This is a genomic window from uncultured Escherichia sp. (assembly GCF_948475835.1).
In the GTDB taxonomy this organism is placed as follows: Bacteria; Pseudomonadota; Gammaproteobacteria; order Enterobacterales; family Enterobacteriaceae; genus ECMA0423.
Map to the genome: position 1 here is coordinate 1 of NZ_CAOLGM010000133.1, position 11724 is coordinate 11724.

10 protein-coding genes are annotated in these 11724 nt (G+C 50.7%); 3 read left to right on the forward strand and 7 right to left on the reverse strand.

Annotated features, from left to right (window positions below; translation table 11 throughout):
• Positions 1-125 precede the first annotated feature (125 nt).
• Positions 126-1364, forward strand: coding sequence for an NAD-dependent dihydropyrimidine dehydrogenase subunit PreT (gene preT, locus QZF50_RS19810; RefSeq protein ID WP_001136365.1), 1239 nt, complete (start codon positions 126-128; stop codon positions 1362-1364).
• Positions 1358-2593: an NAD-dependent dihydropyrimidine dehydrogenase subunit PreA gene (preA, locus tag QZF50_RS19815; protein WP_061892441.1), complete on the forward strand. Its 1236-nt coding sequence runs from the start codon at positions 1358-1360 to the stop codon at positions 2591-2593. The genes preT and preA overlap by 7 nt, the downstream gene beginning before the upstream one ends.
• Before the next feature lie 70 nt (positions 2594-2663).
• On the opposite strand, the gene mglC is transcribed toward preA, so the two are convergent.
• The 6 genes from mglC to folE form a co-directional block, all read right to left on the reverse strand.
• Positions 2664-3674, reverse strand: a complete 1011-nt coding sequence (mglC, locus tag QZF50_RS19820; RefSeq protein WP_290388960.1) for a galactose/methyl galactoside ABC transporter permease MglC — start codon at positions 3672-3674, stop codon at positions 2664-2666.
• Positions 3675-3689: 15 nt separating this feature from the next.
• Positions 3690-5210 (reverse strand): galactose/methyl galactoside ABC transporter ATP-binding protein MglA, encoded by a 1521-nt coding sequence (gene mglA / locus QZF50_RS19825; RefSeq protein ID WP_000255039.1) that lies wholly within the window; start codon positions 5208-5210, stop codon positions 3690-3692.
• Positions 5211-5270: 60 nt separating this feature from the next.
• Positions 5271-6269, reverse strand: a complete 999-nt coding sequence (gene mglB, locus QZF50_RS19830) for a galactose/glucose ABC transporter substrate-binding protein MglB (protein ID WP_001036964.1) — start codon at positions 6267-6269, stop codon at positions 5271-5273.
• Positions 6270-6548: 279 nt separating this feature from the next.
• Positions 6549-7589, reverse strand: coding sequence for an HTH-type transcriptional regulator GalS (gene galS / locus QZF50_RS19835; protein ID WP_000628660.1), 1041 nt, complete (start codon positions 7587-7589; stop codon positions 6549-6551).
• A gap of 141 nt (positions 7590-7730) precedes the next feature.
• Positions 7731-8888, reverse strand: a complete 1158-nt coding sequence (yeiB, locus tag QZF50_RS19840; protein WP_000440895.1) for a DUF418 domain-containing protein YeiB — start codon at positions 8886-8888, stop codon at positions 7731-7733.
• 16 nt (positions 8889-8904) lie between these two features.
• Positions 8905-9573 carry a GTP cyclohydrolase I FolE gene (gene folE, locus QZF50_RS19845; RefSeq protein WP_001139613.1) on the reverse strand — a complete coding sequence of 223 codons (669 nt, stop codon included), beginning with the start codon at positions 9571-9573 and terminating at the stop codon, positions 8905-8907.
• 257 nt (positions 9574-9830) lie between these two features.
• Between folE and yeiG the strand changes: the two genes are divergently transcribed.
• Positions 9831-10667: an S-formylglutathione hydrolase gene (yeiG, locus tag QZF50_RS19850; protein ID WP_000425438.1), complete on the forward strand. Its 837-nt coding sequence runs from the start codon at positions 9831-9833 to the stop codon at positions 10665-10667.
• Positions 10668-10698: 31 nt separating this feature from the next.
• Here yeiG and QZF50_RS19855 read toward each other — a convergent pair.
• On the reverse strand, positions 10699-11724 hold a 1026-nt coding region (locus tag QZF50_RS19855), incomplete at its 5' end, for a TonB-dependent receptor (protein ID WP_290388961.1).

Below are 11724 nucleotides of genomic sequence, written 5' to 3' on the forward strand. Positions count from 1 at the left end.
GTCCCCAGGAGCTTACATAAGTAAGTGACTGGGGTGAGCGAACGCAGACGCAGCACATGCAACTTGAAGTATGACGAGTATATTTAGCGTTCGCCTTAATTACTCATAGCATTAAGGAAGATCACATGCCGCAACAAAATTATCTGGATGAACTCACTCCGGCTTTTACGCCTTTACTGGCGATTAAAGAAGCCTCTCGCTGTTTATTATGTCATGACGCTCCCTGTAGTCAGGCTTGCCCGGCACAGACCGATCCGGGGAAATTTATTCGCTCAATCTACTTTCGTAATTTTAAAGGCGCTGCCGAGACAATTCGCGAAAATAATGCCCTCGGTGCCGTTTGTGCCAGAGTGTGCCCGACGGAGAAATTATGTCAAAGCGGTTGTACCCGTGCCGGTGTTGATACTCCCATTGATATCGGTCGCTTACAGCGTTTTGTTACTGATTTTGAACAACAAACCGGGATGGAAATTTATCAGCCCGGTACTAAAACGCTCGGCAAAGTCGCGATTATTGGCGCAGGTCCTGCCGGATTGCAGGCCAGTGTAACACTGACAAACCAGGGTTATGACGTCACGATTTATGAGAAAGAAGCGCACCCCGGTGGCTGGTTGCGTAACGGTATTCCGCAATTCCGGTTACCGCAATCAGTGCTGGATGCAGAGATCGCCCGTATTGAAAAAATGGGCGTGACCATTAAGTGCAACAACGAAGTCGGTAACACACTCACCCTTGAGCAGCTGAAAGCAGAAAACCGCGCGGTACTGGTCACCGTGGGGTTATCGAGCGGTTCCGGGTTATCGCTGTTTGAGCATAGCGACGTTGAGATTGCCGTCGACTTCCTGCAACGTGCACGACAGGCGCAAGGCGATATCAGCATTCCACAAAGCGCATTAATTATCGGCGGCGGTGATGTTGCGATGGACGTAGCCAGCACGCTGAAAGTTCTCGGCTGTCAGGCGGTAACCTGCGTAGCGCGTGAAGAGTTAGATGAGTTTCCGGCAAGCGAAAAAGAGTTTGCCAGCGCCCGGGAGCTGGGCGTTTCGATCATCGATGGATTCACGCCAGTAGCCGTGGAAGGCAATAAAGTCACGTTTAAGCATGTACGGTTACCGGGCGAACTGACGATGGCGGCAGATAAAATTATTCTCGCCGTCGGTCAGCATGCCAGACTGGATGCCTTTGCGGAGTTAGAGCCGCAGCGTAACACCATCAAAACACAAAATTATCAGACCCGCGATCCGCAAGTCTTTGCTGCTGGCGATATTGTTGAGGGTGACAAAACCGTGGTCTATGCCGTGAAAACCGGGAAAGAAGCCGCCGAGGCGATTCATCACTATTTAGAGGGAGCTTGCTCATGTTAACGAAAGATCTTTCGATTACTTTTTGCGGCGTGAAGTTTCCCAACCCGTTCTGCCTCTCTTCTTCGCCTGTAGGCAACTGCTATGAGATGTGTGCCAAAGCCTACGACACAGGTTGGGGCGGCGTGGTGTTTAAAACGATCGGCTTTTTTATCGCCAACGAAGTCTCGCCGCGTTTTGATCATCTAGTGAAAGAAGATACCGGTTTTATCGGCTTCAAAAATATGGAGCAGATTGCTGAACATCCGTTGGAAGAGAATCTGGCCGCCCTGCGTCAGCTGAAGGAAGATTACCCGGACAAAGTATTGATCGCTTCGATCATGGGGGAAAATGAGCAGCAATGGGAGGAGCTGGCGCGCCTGGTGCAAGAAGCTGGCGCGGATATGATCGAGTGTAACTTCTCCTGTCCGCAAATGACTTCTCATGCGATGGGTAGCGATGTCGGGCAAAGCCCGGAGCTGGTAGAAAAATATTGTCGGGCAGTGAAACGGGGTTCCACGCTGCCAATGCTGGCGAAGATGACGCCGAATATCGGTGATATGTGCGAAGTGGCGCTGGCGGCGAAGCGCGGCGGCGCAGATGGCATTGCGGCGATTAACACCGTTAAATCCATCACCAATATCGATCTTAATCAGAAAATCGGTATGCCGATCGTTAACGGAAAATCGAGTATTTCCGGATATTCCGGTAAAGCGGTAAAACCGATCGCCCTGCGCTTCATTCAGCAGATGCGCACCCATCCAGAACTGCGCGATTTCCCAATCAGCGGTATCGGCGGCATTGAAACCTGGGAGGATGCGGCTGAGTTTTTATTGCTCGGCGCAGCAACGTTACAGGTGACCACCGGCATCATGCAGTACGGGTATCGGATAGTGGAAGATATGGCAAACGGGTTGTCGCATTATCTCGCCGATCAGGGATTTGATTCGCTGCAGGAGATGGTAGGTCTGGCGAATAACAATATTGTCCCGGCGGAAGATTTAGACCGCAGTTATATTGTCTATCCCCGTATCAATCTTGATAAATGTGTTGGCTGTGGACGCTGTTATATTTCCTGTTACGACGGCGGTCACCAGGCGATGGAATGGAGCGAGAAAACCCGCACACCGCATTGTAATACCGAGAAATGTGTGGGTTGTCTGCTTTGTGGTCACGTCTGCCCGGTGGGTTGTATTGAGCTCGGGGAAGTGAAGTTTAAGAAAGGCGAGAAAGAACACCCGGTAACGTTGTAAAACCAGAGACGCATCCGGCATTTGGCACCGATTGCCGGATGCAGCGCATCCGGCAATATCCACAATCACATCACTTCTTACGCGCGTATTTCAGTGAATCCAGCGCTACGGCGAAGATAATAATCGCCCCTTTGATGATGTACTGCCAGTATGGGTTTACGCCGATATACGTCAGGCCATAGTTGATGACGGTAAAAATAATTACCCCGGGCACCACGCCAATCACCGTCCCCACACCGCCGCTGAACGATACACCGCCTACCACGCACGCCGCGATAGCATCCAGCTCATACATAAAGCCGAGGTTGTTGGTGGCAGAGCCGATACGTCCGGCTTCTAACATCCCGCCAAAGGCATAGAACACGCCAGACAACGCGTAGATCATCAGCAGGTTCAGGCCGACGTTGACACCAGATACTTTTGCCGCTTCCGGGTTACCGCCAATGGCAAAAATGTTCTTACCGAAGCGGGTTTTGTTCCACAACACCCAGACGAACGCCACCGCAATCAACGCGTAGAAGGTGATGTAAGAGAGACGGAAACTCCCCAGCGCGACAAAGCCCTGAGCAAAGGTAGAGAAGCCACTGTCAAAACCAGAAATTGGCGACGCCCCGACAAAGTCGTAATAGAGCGAGTTGATTCCATAGACGATGATCATCGTGCCGAGCGTGGTAATGAACGGCGTCACGTTGAGATAAGCGATAATCAGACCGTTGATCAAACCGATCACCGCACCAATGGCACAGACAATCAGAATAACCAGCGCAATCGGCATCGTCGCCATTTCCGGGAACACTTTGTTGGCGTTATCCATGGACTGCAATAATGTCGCAGCCACCACTGCCGCCAGCCCTACCTGACGACCAGCAGAAAGATCGGTCCCCTGGGTGACAATTAACCCTGCCACACCGAGCGCGATAATAATACGCACCGATGACTGGGTGAGAATATTACTTAAGTTCAACAGACTTAAAAATGTTGGGTCCTGGAAAATAATAATCGCCAGCAAAACTAAAAGAACGACGTAAATACCGCCCTCTTTCAGGTAAGTAAGAAAACTTTTCTTATTTAACGCACTCATGGGAAGCCCCTAATCTTAAAGGTGCAAAGACGCAAGACGCAGAATTTCGTTTTGCGTTGTTGTTTTTGTATCGACAATTCCGGAAACGAGACCATTGCTCATGACCAGAATACGGTCTGTTATCCCTAACAACTCAGGCATTTCAGAGGAGATAATAATAATCCCCTTGCCTTTCTTCGCCAGTTCGGCAATTAACTGATAAATTTCAAACTTCGCCCCGACATCAATACCGCGCGTCGGTTCATCGAGCATTAATATTTCTGGTTGCGTTAGTAGCCAGCGACCAATAATCACCTTTTGCTGATTACCACCGGAGAGCGAACCAATTTGCGTCCGATGACCCGGCGTTTTTACCCGCATCGAATCAATCACCCACTGGGTATCGCTTTTCATCCGCGAGTTATCCAGTAAACCAACTTTATTTTTGTAGTTGCGAATATTGGAAATTAACGAGTTAAAACCAATATCCAGATAGGCATAAATTCCCGTTGAGCGGCGCTCCTCAGTTACCAGTGCAAATCCGTGGTTTATGGCTTCGTTGGCATTATGGTTATTGATCTGTTTGCCGTGCAACGTAATGGTGCCAGCCGATTTCTCGCGAATACCAAATAACGTCTCAACAATATCGGTACGTTTCGCCCCCACCAGCCCGGCAATACCGAGGATCTCCCCTTTATGCAGATCAAACGAGACATCGCGAATCGACGGCTGGCGCAGTGACGTTAGGTTACGCACCTCGAGGATGACTTCGCCCGGCTTGTTTTCTTTGTCAGGAAAACGCTGATTAAGAGAACGCCCAACCATCATGGCGATGATCTTGTCCATCGTCAGTCCTGCCAGCGGTTCGGTGGCGATCCACTGACCGTCGCGCAATACGGTAACTTCATCACATAACTGGAAGATTTCTTCCATTTTATGCGAGATATAAACAATACCGCAGCCGCGCTCTTTTAATTTACGAATAATAGTGAACAGATGATTGACCTCTTTTTCGGTTAACGAAGAAGTCGGTTCATCCATAATCACAATTTTCGCGTTATAGGAAAACGCTTTGGCGATTTCGATCATCTGCATTTGCGAAACGGATAATGTGCCGACGCGCGCACGCGGATCGATATCAATATCCAGTTCATCAAAAATCGCTTTGGTTTCGCGGTACATTTTGTCCTGATCGACAAACATGCCTTTGGTGGGATATCGCCCCAGCCACATGTTATCCATCACCGAACGTTGTAATACCAGGTTTAACTCCTGGTGTACCATCGAAATACCATTTTCCAGTGCTTCTTTGGCGGAATGGAAATCGATCTCTTTACCCTGGAATAAAATGGTGCCGGAGTCTTTTTGATAAATACCAAACAGGCATTTTAATAATGTTGATTTTCCTGCGCCGTTTTCCCCCATTAATGCATGGATAGAATGTGGCCGGACTTTTAAATTAACGTTATCAAGTGCCTTAACACCAGGAAAAGACTTGTTGATACCGCTCATTTCCAACAAGTATTCCCCGGAAGACGGAGTCGTTGAGCTGACCATATAATTTTACCTTGTTGGCCATACAATAAGGGCGCAGTAAACGACTGCGCCCAATCAGTCTTATTTCTTGCTGAATTCAGCCAGGTTGTCTTTATCTACGCCAACATAAGGTACGCGGACCACTTTGTTGTCGATTTTCCAGTTGGTGCCATCAGCCGCACCTTTGCCATCGGCCAAGTTTTTCGCCAGATCAAAGGTCGCTTTCGCCTGGTTGTTAGCATCGTTCAGTACTGTGCCCGCCAGTGCACCGGATTTCACCAGCGCCAGCGCTTCTGGCAGCGCATCGACGCCAAACACCGGAATGCTGGACTTGTTGTGTGCTTTCAGTGCTTCTACCGCGCCCATTGCCATCGCATCGTTGTTGGCGATAACCACTTCGATTTTGTTGGCGTTCGGGCCAGACAGCCAGGCGTCCATCTTATCTTTCGCCTGAGCGGTATCCCACATAGCGGTATCTAACTGTAACTGTTCAGTTTTAATGCCTTTGTCGTTCAGCTCTTTAATCACGTAAGTGGTACGTGCTTCTGCATCCGGATGGCCCGGTTCACCTTTCAGCAATACGAATTGAATCTGACCGTCTTTGTTCAGATCCCAACCCTGATTCGCCGCCCAGTGTTTAGCAATCAAATCGCCCTGAATAATGCCGGACTCTTTGGAATCAGTGCCAACGTAGTAGGCTTTGTCGTAGCTATCCAGCGCCTTACGAGACGGTTCTTTGTTGAAGAAAACCACCGGCACGTTTTGCCCACGCGCTTTCTCAATCACCGTACCCGCAGCTGCCGGGTCAACCAGGTTGATTGCCAGTGCCTTCACCCCTTTCGCCAGCAATACGTCGATCTGATCGTTCTGCTTGGACTGGTCATTCTGAGAATCATTCATCAGCAGCTGAACATCTGGCGCGGCTTTCGCATCTTGCTCAATAGCCTTGCGCACTACAGACATAAAGTTATCGTCGTACTTATAGATTGTTACACCAATGCGAGTATCAGCAGCGTGTGCAGCGGCACCGAATAACATGCTGGCCATCACAGCAGACAGGGTTAACACCTTCTTATTCATGGTATCTCCGGTTTTTCTTATGCAGGGTAGTGCTTGAGATAAATGCTCGGCGGGGCAGTAGAGTTAATGAAGTGTTACTGAACGCCGAAGCTCACTTTTTAAAATTCGTTCTTCCATGCCCGGTAACGCTCCAGAAAACGGCTTTAATTGTTGTTATGACGCTATTACCTCGGTGAAAGTGATTATTCACTGTTACATACGGGTTACAACGTTAAAACGGTGCAATCATAGCTATCACATTGTTAAGATACTGTGAAATCACTCACAGATTGAAAGCGGTTACATCGCCTGATTTGTTGAGTTAGTGATCGTCGCCGCATTCTGGCGTGTTGCGACAGAATGGCGACGCACTAACGTCGGCATAAAACAGTGGCTGGCACGAGGATCAATATTGCCTGCTGCCCCCTGCAAGGCCAGTTCGGTGGCTAATTTCGCCATTGAAGCAATGGGATAACGCACGGTCGTTAATTGCGGGTCGGTGTAACGGGCGATGGGAATATCATCGAAACCGATGATTGAGAGATGTAACGGAATCGCAATGCCATTATCTTTTAATGCTGTCAGTGCGCCAGCGGCCATATTGTCGTTATAAGCAAATACAGCGGTAAGTTGTAGATTGCGCCCCAGCAGTTCAACCATCGCCGCCTCACCGCCCGGCATGTCCGGCGTACCAGTGCCAATCCAGCTTTCCGGCGGAATAATATCCTGCTCTTTCAACGCACTCATCCAGCCTGCTTTACGCATGGCGTCATCTTCAATGCCGTGGCTGGAAGAAAGATAACCAATACGTTGATGACCGTTATTCAGCAACATGCGCGTCGCCATTCGGGCACCGCTGAGATTATCCAGGCAAACGCAACGATGGGCGTACCCCGGCACAACGCGGTTGATTAACACCATACCGGGAATGTTATCCATAAATTGCGCCAGTTCATCGTCACTCAATGCTTTTGAGTGAACAATCAACGCATTACAACGCTGGCGAATTAACACCTCAATGGCGTGACGCTCTTTTTCCGCTTCATGATAGCTATTGCCGATTAGCACGTATTTCTGATGCTGCTGGGCGACCAGATCCACCGCTTTTACCAGCGCGCCGAAAAAAGCATCAGAAACGTCCATCACCACCACGCCAATGGTATCGCTAACCTGAGTTGCCAGCGCCTGGGCATTGGCATTTGGCCGATAATCCAGCTCACTCACGGCTTTCATTACTGCTTCACGCGTGTCGGCACTGACCAGCGTGCTGTTATTGAGCACCCGGGAAACCGTTGCCACAGAGACGCCAGCCTGACGCGCTACATCACGAATGGTGATCATATTCACTACCTGTTATGAGATTGCAGTAAATGACTGCTTGCTGGCGGCTATTTTGTCAGCACTGAATACAGGACTTCGTGAATCGAGTCACAGCAATGGAAACGGTTACAGCCGTTTTGTTAACGAATGTGATCCAGATCGTTATCTTGATGTTTTAGATATTGCCGTTCCGGCAGCACGCAAAGTTAACTGACGCCAGAGCCATTCCACCGGCCCCTGGCGGAAGTAACGCAGCCAGATAACAGAGAAGAGGATATTCGCCAGCCATACCGGAATAACAAACGCCAGCAGCTCCAGGCGATCAAAATGCATAAACAAACCGAGGTGGTAAAAAAGCGTGGTACAAATCAGCGTTTGCAATAGATAGTTGGTCAGCGCCATCCGTCCGACGCAGGCGATTGCCAGCACCAGCTTAAAGCGGCTTAATTGCGGCCAGAAGCCATAAAACAGCGACGCATAGCCAATCGCCTGAAACGGCGCACTCAGTTCCCGCGGCATTTGAAGTAAGAAGGCACACCAGCGATACGCCCAGTCCAGCTGCCATTGCAGGGCGATGGCAGGAAGGTTAATGGTCACCCCAATCGCCACCAGCACAAAACCAGTACGACGATAGTGACGTAAGCTGAACTGCCCTTTCAGCCAGCCGCTGCGCATCAGCGCCGCACCAATGAGCATCATCCCAGCCAGTTGCCAGCCATACTGTGCGCCCAGTGCCAGTAAACTGTTGCCAACACCATCGGCACGATTACTGATCGCATCAACGCCGCCGTGAAGCTTCCAGTATTTTTCATACAAAATAGCCGATGCATCCGGCGTCCAGGCGCGGCTGGTCTGGCTGTCGGAAATCAGCCCCAATAACAGCAAAACGCCAAGCCCCACCAGATAAAGCATGACGCCGGTATTAAACAGGCTTTTTACCGATGGCGCATCGCGCACCAGCCGCCAGCAGATTAAGCCCACCAGCCCGTAAGCCAGCAGAATATCGCCGTCCCAGAACAATAAACCGTGAATAAAGCCCAATAAGACTAACAGCGTTAACCGCGACTGGATCCAGCGTCTGCCACGGGGCAGCAACATTTGCAGTCCAGCACCAAACAGCAGCGCAAAAAGCGTGAGGAATTTCACCTGGCCGATGAGATCAAGAAATGCCCAGGTCCATGCATCCTGCGGCGTAATAGCACCGTACCAGGCGGGATTGAGATAAGCCGCCTTTGGTAGCCCAAAGGCGCTGATGTTTAATAGCAGGATCCCCAGAATGGCGACGCCGCGAACAAAATCGAGCGTGACGTTGCGCTCCATGGTTCCTGCCTTTTAATCAGTTGTGATGACGCACAGCGCGCAGAAACTCGTGGCGCGTATTCTGACTGGATTTGAACAATCCACCAAGAGAGGTCGTTGTTGTGGCACTGGTTGCATCGCGGATGCCACGCGCCTTCACGCAGTAATGCACCGCGTCGATCGAGACAGCCACGTTATTGGTGCCCAGCAGCGTTTGTAGCGCAATAAGAATTTGCTGCGTCAGACGTTCCTGCACCTGCGGACGCTGGGCAAAGAACTGCACGATACGGTTAATTTTTGACAGACCGATCACCGAATCTTTCGGGATATAAGCCACCGTCGCTTTGCCATCGATGGTAACAAAATGGTGTTCACAGGTACTGGTCAGAGTGATATCGCGCACGGTGACCATTTCATCGACCTTCATTTTGTTTTCAATGAGGGTGATTTTCGGGAAGTTGGCGTAATCCAGACCGGAGAAAATTTCATCGACATACATTTTAGCGATGCGATGCGGCGTTTCCATCAAACTGTCATCAGCCAGGTCGAGATTCAGCAGCTGCATGATTTCGGTCATATGACCAGCAATAAGGCTTTTGCGCGTTTCGTTATCCATTTCATGCACGGGCGGGCGCAGCGGTGTTTCCAGTCCTCGCGCAACTAACGCTTCATGAACCAGGGCCGCTTCTTTACTGAGTGATGGCATTTATGATTTCTCCTGCAGGTGTGACGCCTCCGCCCTGCGTGGGGGCAAAGTTATTAAGCTGATTTACAGCCTGATTATTGTGCGTGAGGCGGCGCACATAATCCAGTATTCACAGCGATAATTATTGTAATTGCCGCTGCCTTTCATCAGCAGATGTTAAAACATCGTTATGCAAATACGGAAGTGAAAGTTACTCACAGCACATTGAATAAACGGTATGATGAAGAAATTGCAAACAACACAACAAGGAGCCACGCATGGAAATGCTCGAAGAGCACCGCTGTTTTGAAGGCTGGCAGCAACGCTGGCGACACGACTCCAGTACCTTAAACTGCCCGATGACGTTCAGTATCTTTCTCCCACCCCCTCGTGATCACACCCCGCCACCAGTGCTGTACTGGCTTTCCGGATTAACCTGCAATGACGAGAACTTCACCACCAAGGCGGGTGCCCAGCGCGTGGCGGCAGAACTGGGGATTGTACTGGTGATGCCAGACACCAGCCCGCGCGGCGAAAAGGTTGCCAACGACGATGGCTACGATTTAGGCCAGGGCGCAGGCTTTTATCTTAATGCCACGCAACCGCCGTGGGCGACGCATTACCGGATGTATGATTATCTGCGCGATGAATTACCGGCGCTGGTTCAGTCGCAATTTAATGTCAGCGACCGCTGCGCCATTAGCGGTCACTCAATGGGTGGTCACGGTGCGCTGATTATGGCGCTGAAAAATCCGGGTAAATACACCAGCGTTTCGGCCTTTGCGCCAATTGTGAATCCGTGCAGCGTCCCGTGGGGAATCAAAGCGTTTAGCAGCTATTTAGGTGAGGACAAAAATGCATGGCTGGAATGGGACAGTTGCGCGCTGATGTATGCCAGTAACGCGCAGGATGCGATCCCGACGCTTATCGATCAGGGCGATAATGATCAGTTTCTTGCCGACCAGTTGCAACCTGCGGTACTGGCAGAAGCCGCGCGCCAGAAAGCGTGGCCGATGACGCTGCGTATTCAGCCGGGATATGATCACAGTTACTACTTCATCGCCTCTTTTATAGAGGATCACCTGCGCTTCCATGCGCAGTATTTACTGAAGTGAAAGTCCGCCCGGTTCGCCGGGCATCTTCTCATCAGAAGCGATAATCCACTGCCATAAAGTAACGACGTCCGTCTTCGTTATAGCTGTAGTCGTCACGACTGAGATCCTTGTCGCCAAGGTTCAGCACGCCTGCGCGCAGTTTGACGTCTTTAGTCACCTGCCAGGCCGCGCCGGTATTCCAGATGGTATAACCGCCCGGTGTTTTAGCCGTCGCGCTGTCGGCGCGTTTCTGCCCGGTATAGTGACCAGAAACATAGAATGACCAGTCTTCCAGCGCCAGCGGTTTCCAGTCCAGCGTACCGTTAGCAGTATGGAACGGCAGATCGGATAGCGGTTTGTTTTCGCCGTTGCTGACATCACGACCATCGTTGTAGGTGTAGTTGATCGACAGTTTCCATTCATCGTTGAACGGAATTTTCAGTTCGGTTTCCACGCCCTGAATACGAGCTTTGTTAACGTTGTAGTAGCTAAATACCGGTATGCGCCGTCCGTTAGCGCCCGTCTCAAAACCAACAAAGTTTTGGTAGCCCGGTGCAGCGTTGACGTCAGACGTACGGCTGATGCTGATACGATCTTTCACATCGTTACGGAAAACGGTAACGCTGGATTCAACCCCTTCCAGCCAGCCTTCTTCACCCATGTAGTAAAGCCCCAGCTCCCAACTTTCGCTGGTTTCTGGTTTCAGATCCGGGCTACCCACAATCTTACATGCGCCACGGCAGGAATTGCTCGTCCAGTCAGGGCTAAGTTGCAACAGAGAAGGTGCTTTAAATGCCGTCGCCCAGCCCCCTTTCACCGTTACGGTGTCGGTGGCGTTATAAACCAGGTAGGCACGCGGACTCCAGTGTTCACCGTAGGTTTCGTGATCGTCCATACGCACGCCGGTCGTCAGCGCCAGCGGCTCGAAGATCCGCCATTCATCTTCCACAAACAGCGCGTACTGGCTGGCAGACGTTTTGGAGCTGGTTCCCCCGGTCAGGTTCACCGCATCGCTAAGTTTGTCGTGACGCCATTCACCGCCAACCGTGAGAAACTGATTAATCGCCGTCAGCGGCAA

What these genes read in the sequence shown, in the direction of transcription:
- mglA (WP_000255039.1), bottom strand. Translation starts at nt 5,210, where the DNA reads ATGGTCAGCTCAACGACTCCGTCTTCCGGGGAATACTTGTTGGAAATG.
- preA (WP_061892441.1), top strand. Translation starts at nt 1,358, where the DNA reads ATGTTAACGAAAGATCTTTCGATTACTTTTTGCGGCGTGAAGTTTCCC.
- folE (WP_001139613.1), bottom strand. Translation starts at nt 9,573, where the DNA reads ATGCCATCACTCAGTAAAGAAGCGGCCCTGGTTCATGAAGCGTTAGTT.
- preT (WP_001136365.1), top strand. Translation starts at nt 126, where the DNA reads ATGCCGCAACAAAATTATCTGGATGAACTCACTCCGGCTTTTACGCCT.
- mglB (WP_001036964.1), bottom strand. Translation starts at nt 6,269, where the DNA reads ATGAATAAGAAGGTGTTAACCCTGTCTGCTGTGATGGCCAGCATGTTA.
- yeiG (WP_000425438.1), top strand. Translation starts at nt 9,831, where the DNA reads ATGGAAATGCTCGAAGAGCACCGCTGTTTTGAAGGCTGGCAGCAACGC.
- galS (WP_000628660.1), bottom strand. Translation starts at nt 7,589, where the DNA reads ATGATCACCATTCGTGATGTAGCGCGTCAGGCTGGCGTCTCTGTGGCA.
- mglC (WP_290388960.1), bottom strand. Translation starts at nt 3,674, where the DNA reads ATGAGTGCGTTAAATAAGAAAAGTTTTCTTACTTACCTGAAAGAGGGC.
- yeiB (WP_000440895.1), bottom strand. Translation starts at nt 8,888, where the DNA reads ATGGAGCGCAACGTCACGCTCGATTTTGTTCGCGGCGTCGCCATTCTG.